Below are 24,879 nucleotides of genomic sequence, written 5' to 3' on the forward strand. Positions count from 1 at the left end.
CAGAGGGAAACTGCACGGACGGGGCGGGTCAGTCACAGCCAGCCCTGACGGGCTGTGTCGATGTGGGCGGAGCTCAGGCGTTACGCCCTTTACGAACACGCTGCCCATCCGGCGCCTGGAATTGGAGGTGGGGGAGAGCGCCACCCCATTCTCGCCGCCTGGATCGGGGGCCAACGCTGAACGTCCGTCCGGTCCCACAGCGCCTCGCCCCCCGCCGCTACCGGGACGAGGATCTGAACTGGGGCGGCGAGAATGGGGTGGATGACGGCAGCCTGGTGGGCGTTTACCCGGGCGTGTTCGGGCGGCTGGCCTGATCCTGCCGCCGCGCCTCCCACTCCCGCTTCAGCGCGCACAGGCGCACGCTGTCCCAGCGTTGTCCACGCCACAGCCGCGCTTGCGGCACCCGCCCGCACTCGCGGTAGCCCGCGCGCTCGGCGGCGCGGACCATCCGCACGTTGCCGCTCCAGGTGGTCAGCGTCACGACGTGCGCTTCCGTTTCGCGGAAGGTGGCGTCGGTCCACACCTCCAGCGCCCGCGTGCCTAGACCGCCGCCCCAGGAGGCCGGGTCATGGATCAGGACGCCGATTTCCCACCAGCCACCGCCCCGGGGATGTTCCTCACACCGGGAGATGCTGCCGATGCACTCGCCGTTCAAGGCGATGATGCGGCTGTTCGGCGAGGGGGACTGGCCCAGTGCCTTCGCCGTGAACTCTTTCAGCGTGACGGTGGAGGGCGCTTCCCGCTCGTGGAAGTACGGCGCGTCCCAGCGCTTCCACTCGGCGTCCCCCTCGGCGTGTTCCCAGCGCCAGAGGTAGGGAAGGTCTTCGGGACGGCGCTCACGGAGGGTCAGGTGGTGTTGATCGGGCATTCATCCCAGGCTGCAGCCTCCGCGCCAGCGGTGTATATCGGCCATATGGCGCAGGGGCCGCATGACTGGGTGCAGACGGTGCCTTTGCTGATCGCTGAGGGCTGACCACGCACCTAAAGGCCCCCTCACCCTCTCCCACAGCGCCCGCCACGTTTCCCGGGTACGGTGCGGCCATGCCCCTGAAACCGGACCTGCCCCTGCCGGAACCCGAGACGCGCCGCGTCGGGTACGCCATCGTCGGCATCGGAGAACTGAGCAGCAGCGAGTTGATTCCCGCTGCCCGTACGAGCGAGCACGCCTACGTCGCTGCCCTCGTCACGGGCGATGTAGAAAAAGGCCGGGCCTTCGCCACGGCCCATGGCCTTACCGATGCGGACGTATACCCCTACGGGGAGTTCGGGAAGCTCGCGGAACGCGAAGACGTGGAAGCCGTCTACATCGTGCTGCCCAACCGCCTGCACCGGGAATATGTGGAGCGCGCGGCGCGCATGGGCAAGCAGGTGCTGTGCGAGAAGCCCTTGGGCGTGAACGCTTCCGACGCGCAGGCGATGGTAGACGCCTGCCGGGAAGCCGGGGTGCTCCTCATGACTGCCTACCGTTGCCAGTACACCCCGGCCCATTGGGCCGCACGAGACGCCGTGCAGGGCGGCAAGCTCGGGCCAGTCAAACTCGTGGATTCCATTCACGGTCAGGTGGAGGACGATCCGGAGGCCTGGCGGCTGAGGCGCGACCTGGCGGGCGGCGGACCGCTGCCGGACGTGGGTATCTACTGCCTGAACACCATCCGCTTCGTGCTGGGCACTGAGCCCGAGTGGGCGTTTGCCACCCTTTACCAGCCGGAAAATGACGAACGCTTCCGCGAAGTGGAGGAGTCTTTGAGCTTCATGCTCGGCTTTCCCGGCGGCGTAATCGCCAACGCCCTGACGAGCTACGGCATCCACAAGACCGCCACCCTGCGCGTGCTGGGCGAGGCGGGCACGGCGCTGATGGACCCCGCCTTTACTTACGAGGGCCTGAAAGTGACCCTGACGGACAAAGAGGGTGAGTTCACGCCCAGCTTTCCGGACGCGGACCAGTTCGGGTTGGAGCTGGACCATTTTGCGGGCTGCGTCCGCTCAGGCAGGCGGCCCTGGACCCCCGGCGAGGAGGGTGTGCAAGACCACCGCATCATGGACGCGCTGTACGAGAGCGCGCGCACGGGGCAGGTGGTGCGGCTGGAGGCGGTGCCCGGCATGGACGTTTTCCGGGGTGAGAAGCCGGAGGTACCGGGTCAGTCGTAACGGCCTATCCGCACCGGAAGGGAATGGGAATCGGCCCGATGCAGCACACGCCCCTCGCCTCCAGGCTGGACCCGGCGGCGAGGGGCGAGCCGCCGTGGATGGCGTCGTGCGCGGCCCGGCACTGCCCGAAGCGGGCGGCAATCCGCCGCCTTCCCCCCAGCACCCCATCTTCCCGAATGATCCGCACCACTGCCGCCGAGCACGACTCGCCGCCGTGAAGGGCCGCGTGCGCGCAGCGAAAGCCCTTGCGGGGCGAGACGGCGCGCTGGTACAGACGAATGCCGGACACGGCGAGGCCACCGATGGGGAATTCTGGGCGGGGCATGTCCCACCGTAGTCTTTGCCAGACCGCACAGGCTGAGGGGAAGGTAAAGGCACGGGGCCGCCCACCCGCAGCATTTGCTACAACCTGCGCCCGCCCCTCAACTCCACAATCCCCAGGATGACGAGGCGGCCAGGAGACGTATGCATCGTGGGTGGAGGCCCCGCCGGAATGGTGCTGGCGCTCCTGCTGGCGCGGCAGGGCATCGGCGTGACGGTGCTGGAAGCCGCCCGCGATTTCCAGCGCAACTTCCGGGGCGACACCCTGCATCCCGCAATCATGGAACTGATGGCCGAACTCGGCCTCGCTGCGCCACTTTTGCGGCTGGCACACACGCGGGCGCACCAGGCCCGCTTTATCTCCTCGGGCCGCGCCCAGACCATCGCGGACTTCTCCCGGCTCCGCACGCCTTATCCCTACCTCACGGTCATGGCGCAGTCACGGTTTCTCACCTTTCTGGCCGGAGAACTGGCCCGTTATCCCAGGGCGCGAATCGAGATGGGCGCGCGGGTGGAGGGCTTGCTGGAGGGCAAGGGGGGAGAGGTGGAAGGGGTGGTTTACCGCCAGGGGGGCGAACTCCACGAGTTGCGCGCGGCGTTGATGGTGGGCACCGATGGCCGCTTTTCCAAGGTGCGGGCCCTGGCAGGCCTGCCCCTGCGCCGCCTCTCGCCCGGGCAGGACGTGCTGTGGTTCTCGCTGCCCCGGCAAGACGGTGATCCCGGGGGCAGCATCGACTTGCACCTCGGGGGCCCGCACTGCATCGTGACCACCGATCACGGCGAGCGTTGGCAGGTGGGCTACTCCATCCGCAAGGGCAGCTACGCCGAGGCGCGCTCACTTGGCGTCGGTCCCATCCGGCAGGCGGTGGCGGAGACGATTCCCTGGCTGGCGGGTCGGCTGCACCTGCTGACCGAGTGGGGGCAGCTGCACCTGCTCGCCGTCGAGGTGGCCCGGGTGCGGCGCTGGTGGCGGCCCGGCCTGCTGCTGATCGGCGACGCGGCCCATCCTATCTCGCCCATCGGCGGCATGGGCATCAATATGGCTGTGCAGGACGCCATCGCGGCGGCCAACCATCTCTGCGCCCCACTCAGGGCTGGGCGCGTGAGGCCCCGGCACCTCGCGCGGGTGCAGCGGACGCGGGCGTGGCAAATTGCCTTCTTGCAGGCGCAGCAGGTCATCGAGGAGCGGGAGGTGATCGGTATCCATGTGGGCGCGCAGCTTCACGTGCCCACCACGCTGCTCAAGGTGCTGCACAGTCTGCCCGGCTTGCGCCGACTGCCGGGCTACATCACGGCGTATGGACTTAGCCCGGTGCGGCTCCGTTCAGGGTGGGCGGTAGAGCGGGCGTAGAGCCGCCAGTCAAAGTGGGCCGCAGGTGTCCTTCCAGGCGCACAGCTTCTCGGCGGTGGGCGAAGTCCCTTCCGGCAGGAGCGGCGGCAGGGCAGGGGTGGTCGACGTGGGCTTCACCATGGGCACCGGGCACGTTGTCAGGCCGAAACGGAGCTGCCTCCCTCCTCAAAATTGGCCTTGACGGTTCCCGCCGTTGCCTCTCCCGCGGAGAGGCGGGGGGCCGTTCCGCATGGGGTCAGTTCAGGAGGGACGGCTCCTGCATGGGCCCAGCGCTGTGGCCCGGCGACTCAAACGTGAAGCCCTCGGCCTGGGCGTCCACCGTTACCTCGCCGCCATCCTTGAGCCGTCCGAACAGCAGTTCGTCAGCCAGCGGGCGCTTGACCTTTTCCTCGATCACCCGGGCCAGGGGACGCGCGCCCATCAGGGGATCGTGCCCCAGCAACCCCAGGCGGGCGCGGGCGGCGGGCGTCACGGTCAGCGCCACGCCCCGTTCGGCCAGTTGCCCCTCCAGCTCACGCAGAAACTTGTCCACCACCCCCGCCATCACCTCGCGCGACAGGGGCCGGAAGTGAATTACCGCGTCGAGGCGGTTGCGGAACTCGGGGGTAAAGGTACGCTTGACGGCCTCCGCTTCCTCGCCCGTCCGGCCCTCGCGCGAGAAGCCCAGCGCAGGGCGCGAAGCGTCGGCGGCCCCCGCGTTCGTGGTGAACACCAGCAGGAGCCCGCGTCCGTCCACCTTCTTGCCGGTGTGGTCGGTCAGGGTGCCGTGGTCCATGAGCTGCAGGAAGAGGTTGTACACGTCCGGGTGCGCCTTCTCGATCTCGTCGAGCAGCAACACGGCGTGTGGATTTTTCGCCACTGCGTCCGTCAGCAGGCCGCCCTGATCGAAGCCCACGTAACCGGGAGGAGCCCCGATCAGCCGGGCGACGGTGTGCGCCTCCTGGTACTCGCTCATGTCGAAGCGGGCGAGGTGGACGCCCAAGCGGTCTGCGAGTGCCCGCGCGAGTTCCGTCTTGCCCACGCCCGTCGGCCCGGCGAACAGGAAGGCCCCCTGCGGTTTCTGCGGGTCCCGCAGCCCGGCCCTCGCGAGCTTCACGGCGCTGGCGACCGCCTCTACGGCCGCGTCCTGCCCGAACACCCGCGCCTTCAGTTCCGCCTCAAGCGTGGCGAGGGATTTGACTTCCTCAGCCTTCACCGCGCCCACGGGCACGCGCGCCATGCGGGCCACCGTCGCCTCGACGTCTCCCTCCCCAATCTCGCCGCCCCTGCCCACCGACGAGCGGGCGGCCCCCGCCTCATCCAGCACGTCGATGGCCTTGTCGGGCAAAAAGCGGTCGCGCAGGTGCCGGGAGGAGAGGCGCACGGCCGCTCCCAGCGCCCCGTCGGTATACGTGACCCCGTGGTGTCTGGCATACCCGGGCGCGAGGCCCCGCAAGATCGCGAGGGTGTCCTCCTCGGACGGCTCGGGCACCTCCACCGTCTGGAAGCGCCGCCACAAGGCGCGGTCCTTTTCCAGGTGGCGCAGTTCGGCGGGTGTGGTGGCCCCCAGCACCCGCAGCTTGCCCCGCGCCAGGGCAGGCTTGAGGAGGTTCGCGGCGTCCACGCTGCCGCCCTCGGTGGCTCCGGCCCCAACGAGGGTGTGCAGCTCGTCGATAAACAGCACCGCGTTCTGCCCGTCCAGCGCGGCGAGGACACCCTTGAGCCGCTGCTCGAAGTCGCCCCGGTAGCGCGTTCCGGCGAGCAGGGCCCCGAGGTCCAGTGCGTAAACCGAGGCCCCGCGCAGGAACCCGGGCGCCTGGCCGTCTGCCACCCGCTGCGCCAGCCCCTCGGCCAGGGCCGTCTTGCCCACGCCCGGCTCGCCCACGAGGACGGGGTTGTTCTTTGCCCGCCGGGCGAGGATGTGGACGGTGCGCTCCAGCTCGGCCTCACGCCCGATGACCGGGTCAAACTCGCCTGCGCGGGCGGCGGCGGTGAGGTCCGTGGCATACGCCTTCAGGGGGTCACCCTCCTCCGTGCCCGCCTCGTCCTCGGCCTCGCCGTCCGCACCCGCCACGTAGCGCTCGCGCTCACGGCCCGCCACCTTCGCCGTGCCGTGGGAGACGAAGGCCAGCACGTCCAGGCGGGTCACCCCCTGGGCTTCCAGGACGGCGCGGGCGGGCGAGTCTTCCTCCTCCAGCAGTTCCACCAGCACCCTCGCGCCGTCGGCCTCCTGGCTGCCCTTGCCGCTGGCGTGCAGCTGCAGCACCGCGCCCTGCACCACACGGTGGACACCGAGGGTGAATTCGGGCTGAGGATCGTGGGTGACCTCAAAGCCTTCCAGCACCTCGTGGAGATCGTCGCGCAGCTTTCCGACGTCGGTGCCCACGGCCAGCAAAGCCTCCTGGGCTTCCGGATCGTGGGTCAGGGCCAGCAGCAGGTGCTCCAGCGTGACGAGTTCGTGCCCGGCCTCGCGCGCGTAGTCTGCGGCGCGGCCCAGGGTGACTTGCAGGTGATCGCCGATCATGGTGCGCTCCTCATACCAAATTGCGGTGATGTCTTGAAGTCATCCGAGCGGAGCGAGAAGCGAAAAGTACGGGACTGCGGAGATGGACGCATATCACGCGCTTTCCCGGATATTCGGGAACCGAAGCAACCCCATATCATTCTTCGGGCTCCGGTTCCGTGACCAGCCGCAGGGGGTGACCCTCCTGCCGGGCCTTGGCGGTCACCTGCGCGACTTTCGTTTCGGCCGCGTCGCGCGTGTAAACGCCCGCCACGCCCTGCCCCTTGTGATGCACGGCCAGCATAATCAGTTGCGCCTCGTGCTCGGACTTGCGGAAGTAGCGCTCCAGCACGTACACCACGAAGTCCATCGGGGTGTAGTCGTCGTTCAGCAGCAGCACCCGGTACAGCCGGGGCCGCTGCGTTTTCAGGCGTTCGAGCGTTTGCGTGCGGCCCTCGCCGTCCCTGCGCGTCATGCTGCGAAGTTTACCCGCGCGGCAGGAGCGGAGGCGAAGCGGAGGTTACGGTATTGAGAAATGAAAAAACCTCCCACATGGGGAGATTTTCGCGCCGGGTGCCCCGCTCACATCTTGCGTTCGGCGTCCTTGACGCTGCTGGGCAGGGGCGGCGTATTGGCGATCACCTCGTTCACGATGCGCTGCACGTCGTTGCGGGGTGGCTGGGTGCCGGAATGGGTTTCGCCGGGCGTCTCGGTCACAACCGGCGTGGTGTCCTGGCCCTGGCTGACCTGGTGGGCAGCGATCTGGGCGGTGACGGCGGCCACATGCTGGGCCTGGCCCGTACCCTGCTGGGCCGCGTCGCCCGCCTGATCCATCACGTCCGGTACCCGGGCTGAAGCCTGATCTGCGGCGTGGTGCAGGTGTTGCCCCGCGTCCTGGGCCCTGGTCTGGGCGCTGTCCACCACGTCGGCCGCTTTCGCGCCCGCCTGATCCGCCGCGTGCTGGACCTGCTGCCCCGCCTGCTTGGCGGCGTCCCCGGCACGGTCCATCACATCGGCCACCTTCGCCGATGCCTGATCAGCAGCGTGGTGCAGGTGCTGCTTCGCCTCTTGCGCCGCGTCCTTCACAGGCCCCTGGGCGGCCTGCGCTTCCTGCTTGACGCTTTGGGCCACGTCCTTGGCCGCGTCCGTCGCCCCGGCCACCGCGCCCGCTACGGCCACCTTCGCGTCACTGGCCACGTCCTTGGCCTTGTCCAGCCCGGCCTGCACGCCGCCCTGCTGCACGGCGTCCTTGACGTCGCCGGCCTTGTCGGCCAGGACGTGCCCGGCGCTCGTGGCGGCGTCCTTCGTCTTTTCCCAGCCTCTCGACACGCTGTCGCCCACGTTCTCGGCCGCGTCTTTCAACCCGAGTTCCGCGAGTTTCTGGTCCAGGGCCTTGCGGTTTTGCTCGCGGCTGAAGTAGTACGCGCCCCCGCCGATCAGGGCACCGAGCAGCAGCAGGCGTTTGATGGGAAAGTGGTGCTCTTCACGGTCATCACGGTGCGACATACCTGTCAGCGTAGGTGGACGCTCTCATAAACGGATGAGGCAGGGTTCAGGCGGGATTTACGGCCTGTCAGCTGCGGCGCCTTCCAGCAGTCCCAGGCGGCGCGCCAGCCCCTCTTCCAGCAACCACTCTTCCGGCTCCTCGGCGTCCGTTACGCGGACCAGCACGCAGCCGCGGTCCAGGTAAAAGGCGGTGATCTTCCCCCAGGCCTCCTCCTCGTTCCCGGCCTCCTCCTCGATGTCCGCCAGCGTGCCCCACACGTCGCCCTCAACTTCGGCGCTGCGCAGGGCCTCGGCGTGGGCGCTCAGCACGTAGGCGTCCACCGCCTCATCCCGGGCGTAGGTCTGCTCCGGCTCACGGCGGTCCAGGCGCTCGTCCCGCTCGTAGAGACCCTCCAGAAAGGCGTCCCATCTGGCCCACGTCAACTCGATCATTTGGGAACTCATCAGTGGGCAGTGTAAGGGCAGGAGCACGTCTTCGTGATCTCTTCACGGGACCGGAACATTCCGGCCCGCTGCCCCGTACAGTGAAGGGCATGCCGAACTTCAGCCCACGCCCTGCGCTTCTCCACTCCCCACGGCGCCTGCTCGCCCTGTTCGCGCTGTTGGTCCTGGTCTTTGCCGCCCTCGCCCAGGCCCAGTCTGGCGGCGGTTTTGGAGGACGCAGCAGCGGCTCGTCGCGCTCGTCCGGCAGCAGTGGCAGTTCCAGCCGGGGGGGCGGTGGATATGGTGGCGGGTATTCCGGCGGTGGCTACTCCGGCGGTGGCTACTCCGGCCCGGTCATCATCAACAACGGGGGCTACGGTGGGGGCTACGGCGGCGGCTATTCCGGCGGAGGTGGAGGCGGTGGCTTCGGGCTGTTCGGCCTGATCCTGTTCGGGGTGGTCGTGTTTATGGTGATCGCCTTTATGCGCCGCGGCCTGAGCGCCGGGGGCAGTGGCCGCACCCTGGGCGGCCTGGGCGCCGTCGCCGGCACCGCCCAGGCCCTGAGCGTTCAGCTGCTGCTCGCCGAGGGCGACGAGGTGAAGCGTGACCTCCAGCGCATCGCACAAAACGGAGACCCCGACACCAACGAGGGCCTGGCGCAGATGTTTCAGGAAGCGTCCCTCGCGCTGCTGCGTCACCCCGAGCGCTGGGTGTACGGCAACGTGCAGCGGGCGCAGGGCGAAGCCAGCTCCGCCGACAGCCAGGTGGGCGCCTGGGCCACCGAGGCCCGCGCGGCCTTCACAGACCAGACCACCAGCAACTACCAGAACCGCGATCCCCACAGCGGCTACGCCCACCGGGGTGACTACACCTTCCAGAAGGAGGTGGGAGACATGTACCTCGCCGTTACCCTGGCCGTCGCCGCGCACGCCTTGGGCAATCTGCCCCCCGCGGGCGTGACCACGATGGCTGAGGCGAGGGCGGCCCTGAACGCCATTTCCTCGGTCAACCCCGGCGACCTCATCCGCGCCGAGGTGGTCTGGAGTCCCGACGCCGAAGGCGAATTCCTGAGCGAGGAGGAGGCGATCCAGAAGTATCCGAAGCTCACGAAGCTGTGAGGCAAGGGGGGCGCCGTCAGGTAAGGGCGGGGGCGAAGCGTCAAGCGTTCGCCCCCGCTTTTTTCTGCCTCCACTCACCACGTCTCGCCCAGCGCTGACCAGCATGGTTTCATGGCCCGCCGCCATCCCGAATCCAACTGGCCCCCGCCCCCACGCGAGCCCGAGCGCTGCGGCCTGTGTGGGCGCGAAACGCCGCTGCTCACCGAACACCACCTCGTGCCCCGGTCCCAGGGACGGCGGCAGGGCGTGAAGATGCAGGACCTGCCCACGGTGACGCTGTGCCCGGCCTGCCACAAGTTCTTGCACCGCACCTTCTCCAACGCTGAGCTTGCGGGCGAGTACCACAGTGTGGACGCCCTGCTGGAGCACGAGGCCGTGCGCCGCTTCGTGGCCTGGGTGCGGACCCAGCCCGCAAGCAAGGGCATCCGGGTGAGGTGAGCGGAGGTTTTGGCGGTCAGCCCCTTACTTCATCGAGCTGAGGTACGCTGCCACGGCCCTCAGGTCTGCCTCGCTGAGCGGTTGGAGGGCGATTCGCATGGCCTCCGGATGAATGATGCCGCCAAATGAGGGCGCGCCCTTGAACTCGTGCAGCACACCCAGCGCGTAGCCCGGCGACTGGTTGGTCACGCTGGCGACGCCGAGGCGGTCCTCGCCGCGTCCGTCCGGACCGTGGCAGATGGCGCAGGCGATCACGTTGCGTTTCGCGTCTCCCCCCTGAAACAGCGCCTGTCCCTGGGCGCGCAGCGCGGCGTCCTCCGTCTTCCAGGCCGTGCCCACCGGACGCGCGGCGAAGTAGGCGGCCAGGTCCGCAATGTCCTGATCGCGGAGATGCGAGGCGACCCGCTGCATGACGGGGCTGGGCCGGATCTTGGCCCGGAAGGCCGTGAGCTGAAAACGGATGTAGCCCGCTCCCTGACCGGCCAGTCGGGGCGTGTCGGGGTTGGTGCTCACGCCGCCCGCACCGTGGCAGCCCTGACAGGTGGCCGAGAGCGCCTGTCCGTGGGCGGCGCTGGGCGCCGAGAACTTCAACTCGAAGGGGTTGCCTCCAGCCTTGGCTCCGGAGGGCCCACCCTGGGTCACGGCGGCGAGAACGGGGGCAGCGAGTGCAGGAAGGGCGAGAAACCACAGCGAACGGCGAACAGTCCTCTTCATGCAAGCCTCCGGTTCAGGTTTGGCGGATTGTTCCTTACTTTACGCTTCTCGCGCAGTGATGTCATCCGTCTCCGAAACGGACGGCATGAAAAAAGCCCAGGCCGAAGCCTGGACCTGCGTCCTCCTGCGGAAAGAGGGTTAGACCGTTCCCTCGCTGCTGTCGCGGTTCGCGCGCGCAGTGCCGTCGTCGGCGTCCCCACCGTCCTCCACCAGCCGTCCGTTGCCCACCACCGCGAGTTCGGCGGCCGCCAGCCCGTTGCCGGTCCCAGCCACACCGCCCACCAGAGGTGCGCCCACGCCCGTTCCGGCGACGGCGGGGGGAATCACGACGGGCAAAACGCCGTCGTCGCCGCGGTTCTCGCCCGGCACCGGTGAATTGACGAGGTTTCCGCCCTCGCGCTCGATTTCCTCGACGCTCTTGCCCAGGGGCGCGTCACCGTAGCGGTGGTCTGTGTCGCTCATGCCCCAGTGTGCGTCTCCCATCTTCAAGCGCACATGAGCCTGCCCTGCGCAGGCCTTTATCCGCGTGGCGCCGGAGACCCGCTATGCTGCCCCTCAAGGTGAGGAAAGAACCATGACTGAGCGTGTAATAACGGCCCTGCGGGGCCTGGGAATAGAGGCGTCGCCGCTGGCCGTCCTGGAAGGCGAGGAGGCTTTTTTCGCCCTGCTCGGAGATCTGCTGATCTACCAAGACGGCCAGGGCACCCGCCGCGTGACCCTGCGGGACCTGACCCGCATCCGCAGCGATGCTGACGGTCTGCTGCGGGTCGAGACGCCTGCCGGCACGGCCCTCACGGCGAGCCTGCTGGGTTTTGAGCCCAGCCAGGTGCAGGGCTTTTTCGCCGAGGTTCGCGACGCCACCGCACGCGCCAAGAACCTGCCCCCCGCGCCGCTGCCCACGGCCGGCGGCTTCAAGACCTTTGGCAGTGCGCCCGCCGCGTCAGCGGCGGCGCCGACGCCCCCACCGGTCCCTACCCCGAGCGACGCCAAGCCCAACCTGCCTGGGCCCGCCGAGGTGGAGGCCGTGAACTCCGGGGCCATCGAGGCCGAGCCGGCGAAGGCGGAACTGACCCAGGCAAACAGGCCCAGGCCCGAACCCATCAAGCTGGGGGGGGCCAAGCAGGCGCAGGAAAACCGGCAGGCCCAGGAGAAACAGAACCGCACCAAGCCGCGCCTGGAGGTGCAGACGGCGGAGCCGGCGGCCCCGCTGGGCGCGCGTCTGGAGTCCAGTCCCGCGAAGGTCACGGTGGTTCAGGCTGATCCTCGTCCCCAGGCGGCGGCAGCCCTGGCCACGCCGCCCGTCACCCCTCCTGCCGCGCCCCCGTCACCCTCCAGCGCCTTGCCTGCGGAGGCGCTGGAGGTGGAGCGCCCGGCACCAAAGTACGGACGGCTCGCCGCGCGGGCCGCTGCTGTGGGGGGACTGCCCAGCCGCTTGCAGGTCCTCGCCGCTGTGCTGGGCCTGGCCGCCATCGGGTTGGCCTTCTTTCAGTACCAGGGCGGCGCGCCCCTGAACGGACTGTGGACCCTGATCGCGGGCGGTGTCGGTTCGGTGGCGCTGTTTGTGTTCGCGGACGTGACGCGCCTGATCGTCGCACTGGCGAACGAGGTGGCTGGGGGACAGGCGGCTGGAGCGGCAGGCGACGCTGATGACGTCCGCCCGTGACCTGCTGACTGGCACCGTCTCCATCCCCTCGCTGTCGGGGGAAGAGGGGCCAGTCGCCGAGTACCTGAGCGGTTGGATGGCGGCGCACGGCTTTTCCGCCCAGGTGGACGAGGCCGGCAATGCGGTGGGTGAACGGGGGACTGGACCCCTCACCGTCGTGCTGCTGGGCCACATCGACACCGTGCCGGGCGACATCCCCGTGCGGGTGGAGGGCGAGCGGCTGTACGGACGCGGCAGCGTGGACGCCAAGGGGAGTTTCTGCACCTTTGTGGCGGCGGTGGCGGCCCTGCCGGAGTCGGCCCTGCGGGGCGCACGCTTCGTGTGCATCGGCGCGACGGAGGAGGAAGCGCCCAGCAGTCGGGGCGCACGGCACGCGGCCCGGCAGTACGCGCCCGATTTCGTGCTGATTGGGGAACCGAGCGGCTGGGCGGGCCTGACTCTGGGTTACAAGGGCCGCCTCGTGGTGCAGGCCCGCGTGCAGAAGGACAACTTCCACACGGCGGGCGAGGGCACCAGCGCCGCCGATGACCTCACCGAGGCCTGGTTCCGGGTACGGAGCTGGGGGGCAGCGGAGGAGGGCCGGGACCATCCGGGGGGGGGCATCTTCGGCGCGGTGCAGGCCACCATCCAGGGGCTGTCGGCCCGCACGGACGGCCTCGCGCAAGTCGCCGAGGGCACCTTCGGCCTGCGCCTGCCGCCGCGCCTGTCCCCGGAAGCGGTGGAGGAAGCCCTGAGCGCGCTGCTCGCGGACCTGCCCGTTACCCTGACCTTCGTGGGTCACGAGGCGGCGGTGCGCCACGGGCGCGACAACGCCCTGACCCGCGCCCTGCGCGTGGCGATCCGCGAGCAGGGCGGCACGCCCGTCTTCAAGGTCAAGACCGGGACCAGCGACATGAACGTGGTCGCCCGGCACTGGCCGGTGCCCACCGTGGCTTACGGCCCGGGCGACAGCTCGCTGGACCACACGCCGAACGAGCACCTCGATCTCGCCGAGTATGACCGGGCGGTGGCGGTGCTCACCTCGGCCCTCACCCGGCTGGCGGCGACCACGGGGAATTAAGACTCGCTGGGGTGCCGGGGGTCAGGGGCCGGGGATAAGGTAGGGGCCGCACTTTTGCCCCCTTATTTCTGGAGACCTATGGACCCTGTGACCATCTTGCTCATCCTGTTTGCCGCCGCCCTCGTGCTGTTTGCCACCGAGTGGCTGCCCGTGGACGTCACGGCCCTGCTGCTGCTGGGCGCGCTGCTGGGTCTGAATCTCCTGAAGCCCAAGGAGGCGTTCGCAGGCTTCGGCAGCGATACCGTCATGACGCTTTCGGGCCTGTTTATTCTCACGCGGGTGCTGCAGCGCGCTGGGGTGATCGAGTGGGTGGGGCGGGCGCTGGCGCGGCGCGCCAGGAATGCCGGCGCCATGGTGCGGGGCATGCTGGGGGCGGTGGCGGGCGTGAGTGCGTTTACCAGCAACACCGCCACGACCGCCGTCTTTCTGCCCGTTGTGACCGGCCTGGCCCGCCGCGCGGGCATCGCGCCCAGCCGGGTGCTGATGCCGCTCGCCTACGCCAGCATCCTGGGCGGCACCATTACGGTAATCGGCACCTCCACCAACCTCGTCGTGTCGGGCGCGCTTCCGGCAGCGGGACTGAAGCCGCTGGGCTTTTTTGAACTGGCCTGGGTGGGGCTGCCCGTCGCCGTGATGGGCCTGCTGTATCTCTTTTTCGTCGCGCCCCGGCTGTTGCCCGAAGGTGAAGCCGCGCTCGAAGAGTCTCTGCGCGCCTACCTCGCGGACCTGACCGTCGCGCCGGGCAGCGCGCTGGCGGGACAGACGCTGCGGGAAACTGGTCTGGGCCGCGACTACGGCCTGACCGTGGTGGCGGTGCGGCGTGGGGCGGATACCTTCTACGGCCCCAGTGCGGATTTCCACGTGCAGGAGGGTGACACCCTGGCCGTGGAAGGCCCCACCGAGCGCATCCTGACAGGCAAGAGCGTGCTGGGCGTATTCAGCAAGAGCGAGCAGAAACTCCAGGCGGGGGGCGAGGTGCCCGTGCGTCTGGTGGAGGCCGTCGTATTGCCGGGGAGCCCCCTCACGGGCCGCACCCTGCGCGAGTCGCGCTTTCGCGAGCGCTACGGCGTATCGGTCCTGGCGCTGCACCGCCGCGCCCGTACGGTCGAGCGACTGGGCGGCCTGCGGGTGCAGGTGGGCGACGTGCTGCTGCTGCAGGGGAGCGAGGAACGTCTCTCGGCGCTGGGCGAGTATCTCACGGTGCTGGGGGACCTCACCGAGGAGCAGCGGGACCTGCGCAAAGCGCCCCTGGCCCTGCTGCTGTTCGGCGGTGCGGTGGTCGCCGGGGGTCTGGGCCTGGTGCCCCTCAGCGTGGCTGTGGTGGTGGCCGTCGGCCTGGCGCTGGCCCTGCGCCTGATCTCCCCCGACGAGGCCTACGGCGCCATCGAGTGGCCGGTGATCGTGCTCGTCGCCTGCATGCTCGCCTTCGGCACGGCCTTCGAGGACACCGGCGCGGCGAAGGTCCTTACCGCAGGCATTTCCGGCGTGCTGGAGCCTCTGGGGCCCTACGGCCTCCTGGCGGCCCTCTTCGCCGTCACCGTGGCCTTGACCCAGCCCATGAGCAACCAGGCGGCGGCCCTCGTGATGCTGCCCCTCGCCATCGGCACTGCCGAGGCCCTGGGCCATGATCCGCGTCCCTTCGTCATCGGCGTCACAGTCGCCGCGAGCAACTCCTTCATCACTCCCCTGGAACCGTCGTGCATGCTCGTGTACGGCCCGGGGCGTTACCGTTTTATCGACTTCGTGCGGGTGGGCATGGGACTGACCCTCGTAACCTTCGCGGTGGCGTTGCTGGTGATTCCACGGGTCTGGCCGTTCTGATGCGGTTTCCGGATCACCCGTTCCCTGGGCTCCGCTCCGGTGCTTCCACGCCTCTGTGTCACCGTTTTTCCTGCCTGCTCCGCTCGGCCTTTCATAACGGATGAACCGAACCCTTATCACACGGGTTGCGTCTGTTTTGCGAACACACCGAAAGACCGCCGGGTTGCTTGCCTCCACACCCGGAGCCCGTTTCTCTCCTTCTCGCTCTGCTTAAACTGAACCACTCCGCAAACAATTCACTCGGCGTCCGTATGAGGCGCCAGCTTCCGTGGCCAGGAAAAACTCCTCTGACGACTGGAGCCTAGATAAACAGCGGCGCGTCCGGATCATCCGGCAGGGGACGGTCCTTGCGGGCCAGCAGGGCGGCGGTCGTGCCGATGCCGACAAGTGCGCCGAGGGCGACCACGACGAGTGCCCACGTCATCAGCACGTGATTGCGGTCTGAACTCATGGCTGCAGCATAACAGCCGTTGTCCTGCGCAGGGCTTACAGGGCGTTGAGAAAGGTCCGGAAGACGGGACGCCGGGCGTGCTCAATCCGCCGGCAAGGAGCGCTCTTTGGCCTCCGGTAGGGGGGCCGCCGTTTTCTGACCTCCCGGCAACTCGCGGGGCAGGCGCTTCCACAGCAGCAGCAGGGCCAGCGCCCCCAGGACCGCCAGCGTAATCAGGCCCCAGCGCGGCCCCAGGAGCCCGTTCTTGTTGATCAGCGTGCTGGCGATCACGGCTCCGGGCGGTCCCATTCCCACCAGCACGAACGAGTACAGGCTCATCACGCGTCCGCGCAGAGCGTCGGGGATGGTGAGCTGCACGGTACTGTTGGCGCTGACGAGCAGCGACAGCATTCCGAAACCGCAGCCTACCAGCACGGGCGCGGCCAGGAGCGGCCCCGGCGTGAAGGCCAGCAGCACCGTCGCCGCGAGCAGCACCACGGCCCCCAAGCGCAGGTTCCGCACCGGGTTGGGCTTGCTCGCCTGCCACAGCGCTCCCGCCATCGCGCCCACCCCAAAGGCCGCAGACAGGGCCCCGAAGGCGGCCTCGCGCGCCCCAAACACCACACGGGCGTAATACGGAATGATCACGTTAAAGTTGATCACGGTCAGGCTCAGCAGTCCCACCAGCAGCATCACGTTCCGCACGGCAGGAGTGACCCGGACGTAGCGCAGCCCCTCGCGCACGTCTTCGCCCATGCTCCCGCGGGGAGCGTGCTCGCGGACCGGAAAGGGCAGCGTAGCGATCACGAACAGCACCGCGGAGAAAGACGCCACATTCAGGTAGAAGGGCAAGGCCAGGCGCGCGATATCGTCCGCGTCGCCCCGCGCGAGCAGGGCCACACCCAGGGCGGCCACCACGCCGAACAGGGCCTGGCCCACCGTGCGCGACACATTGAACGACAGGCTGTTGAGGGCCACCGCGTTGGGCACGTCGCTGCGAGGCACAAAGTCCACGACCATGCTCTGCCGAGCAGGCATGTCAAAGGCGTTGGCGGTGCCGCTGACAAAGGCGAGCGCCATCACAAGCGGCAGGGTCACCACGCCGAGGTGCGTGGTGATGGCGAGGGCGGTGGCCGTACACAGCAGCGTGACCTGCGTGGTGAGCAGCACCTGGCGCCGGGGGACCCGGTCGATCACCGCTCCCGCGAACAGCGACAGCAGCAGGCTGGGCAGAAACTGCGCCACCGTGACCGAACCGAGCGCGGCGCTGCTGCCCCCCGACAGCTCCAGCACGAGGTACTGCTGCGCCGTCGCCTGCATCCACGAGCCGACGAGCGACAGCAGTTGTGACAGCCAGTAGCGGCGGTAGTGGGGATGGTGCAGCGCGCGGAACGTCCGCTCCCGCCACACCGAGGCGCGCTCAAACACGCGCCCAGCATATGCCCGTCCTGTTCCTCACGCGCGCACTGTCCCGCACGCTGGAACAGCGGCGTGAGTCGCTCGGGTGATGGATGAAGTTGGGGCCCGCTTTCCAGGGCGGCCCTCTCCAGCGGATGAAGGGTGGCCTGGCGCTGAGGGTGAACTCCCCGCAGAACGGCAGCGGAGCACGGAAAGCCAAAAACCTGTCCGAGCAGGAGTTCTCGCGTCCTCAGTGCCATGAGGGCTTGGCAAATGTGATCTTCATATGTTAAGGTGCGCGTGCTTCAGTTTCTTTGGTGGACCCTCATGGTCTGCCCATCGTGCCTTTTTCACTCTGGGCACCTTCGCGTCGGGTCCCGTGTCCCGGCGCTTCCGCCCCACTGTATTTCGCGCCCTGTGAGTCTGCCTCATGTCCTTGTTTTCCCGCTCCGCTCTGCTTCCCGCCCTCCTGGTTCTCGCCGGGACGCTCTCGACGGCGCAGGCGGCCGGTAACCCAGGAACCCCAGGCTCAGGAAGCGCGACGCTCCCTGGGCTTTCTGCTTCTGCCGCCGGAACGGTGACGGTCCGGGCCGGAGATACGGCCTACAGCCTGGCACGGACCAATGGGCTGACCGTGGACGCCCTGCTGGCGCTCAACGGCCTGGGCGCGCCGGATCTGCAGGTGGGACAGGTGCTGCGCGTGGCCGAGGACAGCACCTACGCGGTGCAGCGTGGCGACACCCTGTATTCCCTGTCGCGGCGCTACGGCCTGACGGTGGACCGGCTGCTGGCCCTCAACGGCCTCGCGCCGGATGTGGTGCTGGAAGTGGGGCAGGTGCTGAAGGTGCCCGGCGCGCCTGCGACCTCGCCCGTCCCCCGGGTGGCGGTGGCCCCGGCTCCCGCTCCCACAGTCTTTGCCGCCACATCCCCCAGTGCCCCCGCATCCGCTCCGGCTGCCCCCGCTCCCGCAGCCACCACTTCCCTGCCAAGCAATTGGAAGGATGCGGCGATGTCGATGCTGGGCATTCCCTACGTCTTCGGGGGCACAGCCACCACCGGCCTGGACTGCAGCGGCTTCGTGCTGCAGGTCTTCTCGCCGCTGGGGGTGCAACTGCCGCGCCGCAGCGCCGATCAGGCGCAGGCAGGCACGCCGGTGGCCCTGGGCGACCTGCAGCCGGGGGACCTGGTGTTTTTCGACACCGTGGGACGGGGGGAGGTCACGCACGTGGGCATCTACCTGGGAGACAACCAATTTGTGAACGCCAACTCCTACAAGGGCAAGGTGGCCGTGGATCACCTGCAGGGCGACGCGTACTGGGCTCCGCGCCTCCTGGGGGCCCGGCGCGTGTTGCCGCCTACCGTATACGGGATGGGCCGGTAAGGCGCCCCTGGTTCTCCACGAGGCGAGCAGCGCAGCTCCTTCAAGGAGCTGCGCTGCTTTTTTAAGGCTTACTCGTCCGAGACGTTCTCGGTGTCCAGCAGGGTGCGGTACTCGTCGATATGTTCGCCCTCGCCCAGTTCGCGGGCGATCTTCTCGATGGCGAGGCGTACGACCTCGCTCTTGCTGATCAGACGCTCGGGGCTGGAGAGCTCATAGGCCGTGCGGGTCAGCAGGGCGTCTTGCTCCTCGCTGATCACCACCTGGAGGCGTTTGCGTTCCTTCTTCGGCATCCCTCTCCCTCTCCCGGCGCGCCCCGCTGGGGGCACCACTGATCTCGCGGGGCAGCGTAGCACGTCACTTGAGTGGCCTCAACATGATGGGAGGCGCACTCCTGTGCAGTTCCTTTCGGGGCGGTGGGCCTTCACGCGGCACTTAGCCGCCTGACCCGGTGCGTAGACGTACGGTGAGCAACGTGTGTAACATGCGTCGAGCTTTGCGCCCGATTTACTCGGCGCGGCTAAACTTCACCCTCCCACACGCCCTCAGGGCGTGACCGAAAGGACCACCATGCAACCAACCCCGCTGCACATCAAAGGAGGCCGGGCGCTGTCCGGCGAGATCGCCGTTCAGCCCAGCAAGAACGCCGCTCTGCCGATTATCGTCGCCAGCCTCCTGAGCAGCGAGCCCGTGACCCTGCATGGGGTTCCCCGCCTCAGCGACGTGCAGACCATCCTGGACCTCGCGCAGCATATCGGGACGCGGCACACCTGGGTGGGACCGCACAGCCTGATTCTGCATACGCCCGAGGTCCTGCATACGGACGCCCCCTACGCCCTGGTCAGCAAGATGCGCGCGAGCTTCATCATCATGGGCGCGCTGCTGGCCCGCGCGGGCGCGGCCACCGTCTCCATGCCCGGCGGCTGCGCGTGGGGGCCGCGCCCAGTGGACCAGCACGTCAAGGCGTTTCGCGCCCTGGGCGTGGAGGTCTCCGAGGACGGCGGCAATTTTGATGCCCGGCGCGCGAGCAGCCTGAACGGGCGCTTCGTGTTCGAGCTGCTGACCGTAGGCGGCACCCAGAACGCGATTCTGGCGGCGGTGCTCGGCGATGGCACAGTCACGCTGGAAAACGCCAGCATCGATACCGACGTGGTGGACCTGATCAATTTTCTGAACAGCCTGGGCGCCGATATCGAGGGCACGGGGACCAATACCCTGACCATCCGTGGTGTGCCCGCGCTGCACGGGGGCGAGTACACGGTCATTCCGGACCGCATCGAGGCCGGGACCTTTATGATCGCCGCCGCGGCCACCCGCAGCCGCATCACCCTGACGAACGTGCGCCCCGATCACCTCCGCGCGCTGAGCAGCAAGCTGATGGAGATGGGCGTGGACATTCTCGAAACGGATGACCGCCTGGTCGTGGACGCCGAAGGCCGTGAGTTGAAGCCGGTGAACCTGACCACCCAGAGCTTCCCCGGCTTTCCCACAGACCTGCAGCCCCAGATGAGCGCCCTGCTCGCCACGGTACCGGGCACCAGCGTGGTGCAGGACCCGGTGTATCCGGACCGCTTGACCCACGTGGCCGAGCTGCACCGCATGGGCGCAAACATCACCGTCAGCGGCTACACCCAGGTGATCCAGGGCGGCCCACTGCACGCCGCTCCCGTCAAAGCGGCCGACCTGCGTGCGGGAGCGGCCCTGTTTATCGCCGCCCTGACCACGCCGGGTGAAACCGTCATCGACGGCGTACAGTACCTCAACCGGGGCTATGAGAACCTGGCTGAGCGGCTGCGCTCCGTCGGCGCGAACGCTGTGCAGCCCCTACCGATGCTGGCGAGCGCGATGGACTGAGGTCGGTGGGGCGGCGCGTCCGGTCTCCTGCTGGCATCTGCGGGCGGAGGTCGGACGCGACATTTTTGGGGCACGTGTGAATGTTGGGCGGTGTTGCTGCCCGGAGAAGAGGGGCCAAAACGCCTCATACGGGTTCCGGATAAATCGTTTGCAACAGGGGATCAAGCAGTCTGCTTTTACCGGCCCCCTCCAGCACTGAAGAGTTCTGGGGCATTTTTCAAACCAGTACCTGCGCGGTAGCGTCGCCGCGCCCAGTTCTTCGCGCTGCTCGCAGAGCAGCGCCCCTTGAAGGAGGTGTTGTCCTTGAGCCGCTATAGCCGGATCACGGCCTACCACCTTCTGGACCGAGACCGGGAACGGGGGCTCGCTGCGTTGCGGGACGGTCGAGAGAAGAACCGTGGTGCCCCAACCCTCTTGACCGCGGAGGAACAACAGCGTCTGTCGGCTCAAATCCATCAGGATTTCGAGCAGGGGATGGTGGGGGAAGGCAAGCGACTGCAAGCCTGGACCTGACAGGAATTCAGCAAGGACGTCTACCTGGGGCGGACCTACGAACTTATGCGTGCCGCTGGCTTTTTACCGCAGAAGTCCCGCCCAGGGCACGTCAAGGGCGATGAGGAAGCCAAGGAGGCATTCTGAACAAAGCGTTAGCGGAGCTTCTCCATCCGCGTGTCTTGCTCTGGGCGATGGACGAACATCGTCTGGGCTTGCTGCCCCCGGCTCCGTACCGTCTGGGCACCCACCGGGCAGCCCCAGGTCCGTCCCGTTCACCCTCGGTACGGGTGGCTCTGCATCTGCGCCTTCGTCTACCCCAAGCGTGGGGAAAGCCGGTTCTGGCGGATGCCGGTCTTGAATAAGGAGGCGTATCCGCTGGTGATGAGCACCTTTGCCAAGCGTGTGGACGCGGGTGAGGACCACCACGTCCTGGTCGTACAGGACGGGGGAAGGTGGCTGTCCCTGCACTGCAGGGACAGCCACCAGGCATCGAAACGGTGACCTTGCCCCCTACGTCCCGGAGCGGCAACCCGCCCTGCGGCGCTGGGCGTTGACCAATTCCACGGCGGCCAATCGCTAGCTTCGACACCTTGCAGGACTTCACCCAGATCCTTGCTCAACGGTGTGCTTGGCTGGAGATCCAACCCGGTCTTCTCTCGCGGCACACCCTCTTCCTGTGGTGGCCTGCGTTAACAAATTACTCCGAGTCCGTATGATACGGCTCATCCCCTACCTCCGCTCCGGTGATTCCACGCCTCTCCGTCACTGTTTTTCCTGCTCGCTCCGCTCGGGTGAACCCGTTGTGAAATAACGGATTCACCCGACTCCGTATTACTCGCCCACCGGGTATGTGTTCGGCAGCTCGCCGGGTTCTCCTTTCCCTGGCGCTGCGTCCAGGGGCACCAGGGCGCCCGTCTCGTCGAAGTGGAGCGCGGCGTCGTACATGTCGCTGAAGTGGGTGTGGACGTAGTGGCTCCAGCGCTCGGTTTCGGGGCGGTAGATTACGCCGATAAAGCGCTGGAGTTGTTCTTCGCGCAGGGCCTCGGCCACCCCTGGCTCGCGCAGGTCCAGCCAGAAGTCGCCTCCCACCCCGTGCAGCAGGTCCTCCACGCTGCCGGGCATCCCCGGGCGCACCCGCTTGGTTTTCGCGGGACTGTCCCAGTCGTCGGAGGCCGTTACCGTGCCGTGGTGGGTGGTCTGGCCCAGGATGAAGGTCTCTTGCGTCCAGCGTTCGCGCGTCAACTGCCCCAGGTTCAACTCGCCGCGCAGCCAGCCCATCTCGCTCGCGCGGGCGTCACCGAGGTGCGAGTTGTGGGCCCAGACCACCACTTTGGGCGTCTTGCCCTGGCCCTCACTGTGTTCGGCGAGCGCTCCCAACGTCTCGGCCATATGGGAATCGCGAATATTCCACGATTCGTCACGGCCCCGGAACATGGAGCGGTAGTAGTTCTCGGCGTTTTTCGCCAGGCGGGCGTTCTGCTCCGCGAAGAAGTGCTCGTCTTCGGCAAGCGGGCCGTGCGCGAGTTCCGGCTCGCGTCGTTGGAGTTCGAGGAGTTGCTGCACGGCCTCGTCCTCACACGGCTCCCAGCGGCCGTACTCGGTAGCGTAGCCGTACGCCTGGGGGTTGTCGCCGAAATGATCAAAGCACGCGTAGCGCTTGCGGGCACGTTCCGCCGCTGCCGGGTCCACGCCTTCCAGGTACTTCACGACGGCGGCCATCGAGCGGTGCAGCGAGTAGAGGTCCAGGCCGTAGAAGCCCACCGCCTGCCCGGGGTGCCGTTCGTTGTGCTCGCGCAGCCACTCCACGAACTGCTGCACGTCCTCGTTGCGCCACATCCATCTGGGGTAGCGCTGAAAATCATTTAGGGCCTCTATGGCGCTGCCGTCCTCGCCCTGGCCGCGCACGTAGCGGTTGACGCGGTAGGCATCGGGCCAGTCGGCCTCCACGGCCACGGCGGTAAAGCCCTTTTCCTCAATCAGCCGCCGGGTGATGCGGGCGCGCTCGCGGTAGAACTCGTGGGTGCCGTGCGACGCCTCGCCAATGAGGACAAAACGGGCGTCGCCGATGCGGTCTAGCAGTGCGTCGTAGTCGGCTGAAGCTCCGGTCAGGGGATGGGCGGACCGGCGCAGGGTCTGGAGGGGTTCGGCTTCGTGCTCGGGCATGGGATCACTCCTTGTGGGCAGAGGCGCGGGTCAGTAGCCCACGCACCTCCGCGTCGGTGGTCTGGCGAAAGTCGGCGTAGAACTGGCCCACGGCCATGAAGTCGGATGGGGTGGTGAGGCAGACGACGTGATCTGCTTCCGCTTCCAGCACGCGGCAGACTTCTCGAGGCGCGACGGGCACGGCCACCACGACGCGGGAGGGAGAGAGGGCCTGCAGCGCCTTTAAACCGGCCCGCAGCGTTGCGCCCGTCGCCACACCGTCGTCGATCAGCAGAACGGTTCGGCCCCGCACCGCGGCGGCCTCGCGTCCCTCGCGGTAGGCCGCCTCGCGCCGGGACAGCTCGGCCTGTTCCCTCGCTTCCACAGCGGCAATGGCTTGCGGGGTTACGCGCAGCCGCCGGACGAGGTCCTCGTTCAGCACCCGTATCCCACCCGGCGCGAGGGCCCCCATCGCCACCTCCTCGTGTCCGGGCAGGCCCAGCTTGCGGACCAGAAACACGTCCAACGGAGCCTTGAGGGTCTGGGCCACCGGAAAGGCCACCGGCACGCCGCCGCGCGGCAGGGCCAGCACGGTGGTGTCGGGCCAGGGGCCGAGCGCGAGCAGATGATCTGCGAGCCGCCGCCCGGCCTCCTGCCGGTTCTGGAAGCCATCTGGAGTCATGGGGCACCTCCCCCCGATTGTGGGAGGAGGTGCCCCGCGCTGCCATCCACCTTCACTTTAGGGGGTTCTGGGAAGGCGCTCATGGCGGGCGGTGTCAGGCCAGCCGCACCAGGCAACTCCTTGCAAACGCGGCCGCTTCGGTCGGGTGGGTGGAACGCCCCATGGTCACGGCGCGGCTGGCCCGGTGGAAGGCGAGCAGGAGCCCGAACAGGGCTGCGCTATGTCCACAGTTCAACGCGGCAGCACTGGCCACCCCCTCCGCCACCTCCCAGCCGTGAAAGTAGGCGATGCTCGCCAGATCCCACGCGGGCGGGCCGATGGCCGCGTCCCCGAAATCGAGCAGCGCAGATAAGCGGCCCTCCTGCCAGCGGAACTGCTCGCGGTGCAGGTCGGTATGGCAAAGGGCCGTTTCGCCGCAAATCACGCCCTCCAACCCGTCCCGCAACCTGGCAATGGGTAGGGCAAGTTCGGGAGCGGTGCCAATCAGTGGGTGTCTCTCCAGCGGTGTCTCTCCCAAAGGCCAGGCGTCCTGAAGCCTCGTTCGCAGTCCGTTCCCAGGCGTCTGCGCCTGACCCACGAAAGCGTCTGCGCGGTCTTCCAGCAGGCCGAAGCCCGAGTGGGGAAGGCGGTGGAGCGCGCCCAACGCCCACCCCAGGTCCGCCCAGCCTGCGGGAGAAGGGCCGCCCGCATCGCCCAGCGCGAGGGTGTCCACGCTGTAGGCCCGTCCGTTCGGCAGCACGCCGACCTCTACCCCTTCGGCCGAGGGGGCCCCCGCTGCACCCAGGGCGGCGCGAATGGCCGCGTCCACCTGAAAACGGACCTCCTTCCCGAGAGGGGGGGCGGAGAGGCGAACCACCCGCCGCCCATCGGTGTACGCCACGCAGGTGGCCCCCGCTGCCAGAAACTGTGCTGGGGAGCTGAGGATACGCTGGGCCAGGAGGAGGTCTGCGGCTGTTTCCGTTCGTGTCATCGGGGTCTCTTGCCCCTACTGCGGAGCCATGTTGACGCGGGTTGGAGGTTTGGATTCGGGCAAGTCCACCCTGGCTCCCCGGTTGCAGGAAGTGCGCCCGCATCCCGGGTTGTGGACACCCTGGTGGAGGCGCTGCTGCCCGCCCTGCACCGTTCGGGCGAAGGCCGCGGCTTCGGGCCGGGGGGTGAGGTCAGCACAGGCGACGTGTTCCGCCAGCTGAACGTGGCCTGGAGCTTTGGCGAAGGTCTGCGCCGGGGTCGGGGTCATCGTGGATGAGGTCTTTGCGGTGGGGGCCGCGCCGCAGGTCCGCTGTAATCCGGATGTGGCCGTGGGCCGCAAGGCCACCCGCGTGAGCGGCGCGGCGAGGGCGCAGGTGGACGGCGTGCGCGAAGGCAGGAGGTACGCGCAGGTGGAGGGTGCGCCCGGCAGATTCGGGCCCGGGTCACCTGACCCTCAGCGGCAGGAGGCCGCGGCGCTGGCGTAGC

26 protein-coding genes and 1 pseudogene are annotated in these 24,879 nt (G+C 68.4%); 12 read left to right on the plus strand and 15 right to left on the minus strand.

From position 1 onward, the window contains the following. Positions 1-283: 283 nt before the first annotated feature. Positions 284-868 carry a GNAT family N-acetyltransferase gene (locus B9A95_RS19150; protein ID WP_084048744.1) on the minus strand — a complete coding sequence of 195 codons (585 nt, stop codon included), beginning with the start codon at positions 866-868 and terminating at the stop codon, positions 284-286. A 173-nt stretch (positions 869-1,041) separates the two neighbouring features. Between B9A95_RS19150 and B9A95_RS19155 the strand changes: the two genes are divergently transcribed. Then, a complete protein-coding gene (locus tag B9A95_RS19155) occupies positions 1,042-2,148 on the plus strand; it encodes a Gfo/Idh/MocA family protein (protein ID WP_084048745.1) in 1,107 nt (368 codons plus the stop codon). Positions 2,149-2,152: 4 nt separating this feature from the next. On the opposite strand, the gene yidD is transcribed toward B9A95_RS19155, so the two are convergent. Further along, on the minus strand, positions 2,153-2,473 hold the full coding sequence (yidD, locus tag B9A95_RS19160; protein WP_084048746.1) for a membrane protein insertion efficiency factor YidD: 321 nt from the start codon (positions 2,471-2,473) through the stop codon (positions 2,153-2,155). A 117-nt stretch (positions 2,474-2,590) separates the two neighbouring features. Between yidD and B9A95_RS19165 the strand changes: the two genes are divergently transcribed. Further along, positions 2,591-3,820: an FAD-dependent oxidoreductase gene (locus B9A95_RS19165; protein WP_084048747.1), complete on the plus strand. Its 1,230-nt coding sequence runs from the start codon at positions 2,591-2,593 to the stop codon at positions 3,818-3,820. 235 nt (positions 3,821-4,055) lie between these two features. Here B9A95_RS19165 and B9A95_RS19170 read toward each other — a convergent pair whose 3' ends face one another. The 4 genes from B9A95_RS19170 to B9A95_RS19185 form a co-directional block, all read right to left on the minus strand. Beyond that, positions 4,056-6,323 (minus strand): AAA family ATPase, encoded by a 2,268-nt coding sequence (locus B9A95_RS19170; protein ID WP_084048748.1) that lies wholly within the window; start codon positions 6,321-6,323, stop codon positions 4,056-4,058. Positions 6,324-6,459: 136 nt separating this feature from the next. Next, positions 6,460-6,777 carry an ATP-dependent Clp protease adapter ClpS gene (clpS, locus tag B9A95_RS19175; protein WP_084048749.1) on the minus strand — a complete coding sequence of 106 codons (318 nt, stop codon included), beginning with the start codon at positions 6,775-6,777 and terminating at the stop codon, positions 6,460-6,462. 107 nt (positions 6,778-6,884) lie between these two features. Beyond that, positions 6,885-7,808, minus strand: coding sequence for a YtxH domain-containing protein (locus B9A95_RS34705; RefSeq protein ID WP_212648351.1), 924 nt, complete (start codon positions 7,806-7,808; stop codon positions 6,885-6,887). A gap of 57 nt (positions 7,809-7,865) precedes the next feature. Next, positions 7,866-8,252 carry a hypothetical protein gene (locus tag B9A95_RS19185; RefSeq protein WP_084048750.1) on the minus strand — a complete coding sequence of 129 codons (387 nt, stop codon included), beginning with the start codon at positions 8,250-8,252 and terminating at the stop codon, positions 7,866-7,868. 89 nt (positions 8,253-8,341) lie between these two features. On the opposite strand from B9A95_RS19185, the gene B9A95_RS19190 reads away from it, so the two are divergent. Next, positions 8,342-9,349: a DUF1517 domain-containing protein gene (locus tag B9A95_RS19190; protein ID WP_084048751.1), complete on the plus strand. Its 1,008-nt coding sequence runs from the start codon at positions 8,342-8,344 to the stop codon at positions 9,347-9,349. 111 nt (positions 9,350-9,460) lie between these two features. Next, complete coding sequence (locus B9A95_RS19195; RefSeq protein WP_084048752.1) at positions 9,461-9,787, plus strand: HNH endonuclease; 327 nt, start codon at positions 9,461-9,463, stop codon at positions 9,785-9,787. Positions 9,788-9,811: 24 nt separating this feature from the next. On the opposite strand, the gene B9A95_RS19200 is transcribed toward B9A95_RS19195, so the two are convergent. After that, positions 9,812-10,501 carry a c-type cytochrome gene (locus B9A95_RS19200; RefSeq protein WP_084048753.1) on the minus strand — a complete coding sequence of 230 codons (690 nt, stop codon included), beginning with the start codon at positions 10,499-10,501 and terminating at the stop codon, positions 9,812-9,814. A 138-nt stretch (positions 10,502-10,639) separates the two neighbouring features. Beyond that, complete coding sequence (locus B9A95_RS19205; protein WP_084050840.1) at positions 10,640-10,963, minus strand: hypothetical protein; 324 nt, start codon at positions 10,961-10,963, stop codon at positions 10,640-10,642. Positions 10,964-11,075: 112 nt separating this feature from the next. On the opposite strand from B9A95_RS19205, the gene B9A95_RS33960 reads away from it, so the two are divergent. The 3 genes from B9A95_RS33960 to B9A95_RS19220 all read left to right on the plus strand — a co-directional run bounded on the left by B9A95_RS33960 (position 11,076) and on the right by B9A95_RS19220 (position 15,045). Further along, positions 11,076-12,164, plus strand: coding sequence for a hypothetical protein (locus B9A95_RS33960; RefSeq protein ID WP_084048754.1), 1,089 nt, complete (start codon positions 11,076-11,078; stop codon positions 12,162-12,164). Then, positions 12,148-13,224: a [LysW]-lysine hydrolase gene (locus B9A95_RS19215; protein WP_084048755.1), complete on the plus strand. Its 1,077-nt coding sequence runs from the start codon at positions 12,148-12,150 to the stop codon at positions 13,222-13,224. Before B9A95_RS33960 ends, B9A95_RS19215 begins: the two co-directional genes overlap by 17 nt. A 78-nt stretch (positions 13,225-13,302) precedes the next feature. Next, a complete protein-coding gene (locus B9A95_RS19220) occupies positions 13,303-15,045 on the plus strand; it encodes an SLC13 family permease (RefSeq protein ID WP_084048756.1) in 1,743 nt (580 codons plus the stop codon). Between the two features lie 301 nt (positions 15,046-15,346). Here the strand turns inward: B9A95_RS19220 and B9A95_RS33965 are convergent, their stop codons facing one another. Together B9A95_RS33965 and B9A95_RS19225 are read right to left on the minus strand one after the other, a co-directional pair. After that, positions 15,347-15,496, minus strand: coding sequence for a hypothetical protein (locus B9A95_RS33965; RefSeq protein WP_170928714.1), 150 nt, complete (start codon positions 15,494-15,496; stop codon positions 15,347-15,349). A gap of 81 nt (positions 15,497-15,577) precedes the next feature. Further along, a complete protein-coding gene (locus tag B9A95_RS19225) occupies positions 15,578-16,903 on the minus strand; it encodes an MFS transporter (protein ID WP_084048757.1) in 1,326 nt (441 codons plus the stop codon). 400 nt (positions 16,904-17,303) lie between these two features. Between B9A95_RS19225 and B9A95_RS19235 the strand changes: the two genes are divergently transcribed. Beyond that, positions 17,304-18,254, plus strand: coding sequence for a C40 family peptidase (locus B9A95_RS19235; protein ID WP_084048759.1), 951 nt, complete (start codon positions 17,304-17,306; stop codon positions 18,252-18,254). A gap of 68 nt (positions 18,255-18,322) precedes the next feature. Here the strand turns inward: B9A95_RS19235 and B9A95_RS19240 are convergent, their stop codons facing one another. Further along, positions 18,323-18,544 (minus strand): transcriptional regulator, encoded by a 222-nt coding sequence (locus B9A95_RS19240; RefSeq protein WP_084048760.1) that lies wholly within the window; start codon positions 18,542-18,544, stop codon positions 18,323-18,325. A 277-nt stretch (positions 18,545-18,821) separates the two neighbouring features. Between B9A95_RS19240 and murA the strand changes: the two genes are divergently transcribed. The 3 genes and pseudogenes from murA to B9A95_RS37240 all read left to right on the plus strand — a co-directional run. Continuing rightward, on the plus strand, positions 18,822-20,105 hold the full coding sequence (gene murA / locus B9A95_RS19245) for a UDP-N-acetylglucosamine 1-carboxyvinyltransferase (protein WP_084048761.1): 1,284 nt from the start codon (positions 18,822-18,824) through the stop codon (positions 20,103-20,105). 303 nt (positions 20,106-20,408) lie between these two features. After that, positions 20,409-20,618, plus strand: a complete 210-nt coding sequence (locus B9A95_RS19250) for a hypothetical protein (RefSeq protein ID WP_139806890.1) — start codon at positions 20,409-20,411, stop codon at positions 20,616-20,618. A 15-nt stretch (positions 20,619-20,633) separates the two neighbouring features. After that, positions 20,634-20,744 (plus strand): annotated as a pseudogene (locus B9A95_RS37240) (helix-turn-helix domain-containing protein); the annotation flags it as partial. 687 nt (positions 20,745-21,431) lie between these two features. On the opposite strand, the gene B9A95_RS19255 reads toward B9A95_RS37240, so the two are convergent. The 4 genes from B9A95_RS19255 to B9A95_RS32510 form a co-directional block, all read right to left on the minus strand. Next, on the minus strand, positions 21,432-22,763 hold the full coding sequence (locus B9A95_RS19255) for an erythromycin esterase family protein (RefSeq protein WP_084048763.1): 1,332 nt from the start codon (positions 22,761-22,763) through the stop codon (positions 21,432-21,434). A 4-nt stretch (positions 22,764-22,767) separates the two neighbouring features. Beyond that, positions 22,768-23,424: a phosphoribosyltransferase gene (locus B9A95_RS19260; protein WP_084048764.1), complete on the minus strand. Its 657-nt coding sequence runs from the start codon at positions 23,422-23,424 to the stop codon at positions 22,768-22,770. Between the two features lie 94 nt (positions 23,425-23,518). Continuing rightward, a complete protein-coding gene (locus B9A95_RS19265) occupies positions 23,519-24,394 on the minus strand; it encodes a phosphotransferase family protein (protein ID WP_084048765.1) in 876 nt (291 codons plus the stop codon). Between the two features lie 15 nt (positions 24,395-24,409). Next, positions 24,410-24,661: a hypothetical protein gene (locus tag B9A95_RS32510; protein WP_139806891.1), complete on the minus strand. Its 252-nt coding sequence runs from the start codon at positions 24,659-24,661 to the stop codon at positions 24,410-24,412. Position 24,662: 1 nt separating this feature from the next. Here B9A95_RS32510 and B9A95_RS19270 point away from each other — a divergent pair, with 1 nt between their 5' ends. Then, positions 24,663-24,878 (plus strand): hypothetical protein, encoded by a 216-nt coding sequence (locus tag B9A95_RS19270; protein WP_084048766.1) that lies wholly within the window; start codon positions 24,663-24,665, stop codon positions 24,876-24,878. Position 24,879: the final 1 nt, after the last annotated feature.

This window comes from Deinococcus hopiensis KR-140 (assembly GCF_900176165.1).
Taxonomy (GTDB): domain Bacteria; phylum Deinococcota; class Deinococci; order Deinococcales; family Deinococcaceae; genus Deinococcus; species Deinococcus hopiensis.

Excerpts from the sequence above, each read along its gene's own strand:
- B9A95_RS19195 (WP_084048752.1), top strand. The coding sequence starts at position 9,461 with ATGGCCCGCCGCCATCCCGAATCCAACTGGCCCCCGCCCCCACGCGAG.
- yidD (WP_084048746.1), bottom strand. The coding sequence starts at position 2,473 with ATGCCCCGCCCAGAATTCCCCATCGGTGGCCTCGCCGTGTCCGGCATT.
- B9A95_RS19170 (WP_084048748.1), bottom strand. The coding sequence starts at position 6,323 with ATGATCGGCGATCACCTGCAAGTCACCCTGGGCCGCGCCGCAGACTAC.
- B9A95_RS32510 (WP_139806891.1), bottom strand. The coding sequence starts at position 24,661 with ATGACCCCGACCCCGGCGCAGACCTTCGCCAAAGCTCCAGGCCACGTT.
- B9A95_RS34705 (WP_212648351.1), bottom strand. The coding sequence starts at position 7,808 with ATGTCGCACCGTGATGACCGTGAAGAGCACCACTTTCCCATCAAACGC.
- B9A95_RS19240 (WP_084048760.1), bottom strand. The coding sequence starts at position 18,544 with ATGCCGAAGAAGGAACGCAAACGCCTCCAGGTGGTGATCAGCGAGGAG.
- B9A95_RS19205 (WP_084050840.1), bottom strand. The coding sequence starts at position 10,963 with ATGAGCGACACAGACCACCGCTACGGTGACGCGCCCCTGGGCAAGAGC.
- B9A95_RS19155 (WP_084048745.1), top strand. The coding sequence starts at position 1,042 with ATGCCCCTGAAACCGGACCTGCCCCTGCCGGAACCCGAGACGCGCCGC.
- B9A95_RS33960 (WP_084048754.1), top strand. The coding sequence starts at position 11,076 with ATGACTGAGCGTGTAATAACGGCCCTGCGGGGCCTGGGAATAGAGGCG.
- murA (WP_084048761.1), top strand. The coding sequence starts at position 18,822 with ATGCAACCAACCCCGCTGCACATCAAAGGAGGCCGGGCGCTGTCCGGC.
- B9A95_RS19220 (WP_084048756.1), top strand. The coding sequence starts at position 13,303 with ATGGACCCTGTGACCATCTTGCTCATCCTGTTTGCCGCCGCCCTCGTG.
- B9A95_RS33965 (WP_170928714.1), bottom strand. The coding sequence starts at position 15,496 with ATGAGTTCAGACCGCAATCACGTGCTGATGACGTGGGCACTCGTCGTG.
- B9A95_RS19190 (WP_084048751.1), top strand. The coding sequence starts at position 8,342 with ATGCCGAACTTCAGCCCACGCCCTGCGCTTCTCCACTCCCCACGGCGC.
- B9A95_RS19185 (WP_084048750.1), bottom strand. The coding sequence starts at position 8,252 with ATGAGTTCCCAAATGATCGAGTTGACGTGGGCCAGATGGGACGCCTTT.
- clpS (WP_084048749.1), bottom strand. The coding sequence starts at position 6,777 with ATGACGCGCAGGGACGGCGAGGGCCGCACGCAAACGCTCGAACGCCTG.
- B9A95_RS19260 (WP_084048764.1), bottom strand. The coding sequence starts at position 23,424 with ATGACTCCAGATGGCTTCCAGAACCGGCAGGAGGCCGGGCGGCGGCTC.
- B9A95_RS19265 (WP_084048765.1), bottom strand. The coding sequence starts at position 24,394 with ATGACACGAACGGAAACAGCCGCAGACCTCCTCCTGGCCCAGCGTATC.
- B9A95_RS19235 (WP_084048759.1), top strand. The coding sequence starts at position 17,304 with ATGTCCTTGTTTTCCCGCTCCGCTCTGCTTCCCGCCCTCCTGGTTCTC.
- B9A95_RS19255 (WP_084048763.1), bottom strand. The coding sequence starts at position 22,763 with ATGCCCGAGCACGAAGCCGAACCCCTCCAGACCCTGCGCCGGTCCGCC.
- B9A95_RS19150 (WP_084048744.1), bottom strand. The coding sequence starts at position 868 with ATGCCCGATCAACACCACCTGACCCTCCGTGAGCGCCGTCCCGAAGAC.
- B9A95_RS19165 (WP_084048747.1), top strand. The coding sequence starts at position 2,591 with ATGACGAGGCGGCCAGGAGACGTATGCATCGTGGGTGGAGGCCCCGCC.
- B9A95_RS19200 (WP_084048753.1), bottom strand. The coding sequence starts at position 10,501 with ATGAAGAGGACTGTTCGCCGTTCGCTGTGGTTTCTCGCCCTTCCTGCA.
- B9A95_RS19215 (WP_084048755.1), top strand. The coding sequence starts at position 12,148 with ATGACGTCCGCCCGTGACCTGCTGACTGGCACCGTCTCCATCCCCTCG.